The following is a 279-nucleotide window of genomic DNA, read 5'->3' on the forward strand; positions in this document are numbered from 1 at the left end:
CTATTAGTACCTAGTCATAAATGTACGGATGGTGTCTGCATATGAAACTAAATAAAAAAGAACGTCAAAAGCTTCTCCAGCAAACGATCAGCTCGACTCCGTTCATTACTGATGAAGAATTGGCAAGTAAATTCGGTGTAAGTATTCAAACGGTTCGTCTTGATCGTTTGGAACTGTCGATTCCTGAATTACGCGAAAGAATTAAGCATGTGGCCGAAAAGACATTAGAGGATGAAGTGAAATCACTTCCGCTGGATGAAGTAATTGGAGAAATGATTG

Annotated in this window: 1 pseudogene; it reads left to right on the forward strand. The window is 39.1% G+C overall.

The features are described from left to right. Positions 1-41 precede the first annotated feature (41 nt). Positions 42-279 (forward strand): annotated as a pseudogene (locus SB658_RS23375) (transcription factor FapR); the annotation flags it as partial.

The sequence above is a fragment of the Bacillus sp. SIMBA_008 genome, from assembly GCF_046535495.1.
GTDB classification, from domain to species: Bacteria; Bacillota; Bacilli; order Bacillales; family Bacillaceae; genus Bacillus; species Bacillus subtilis.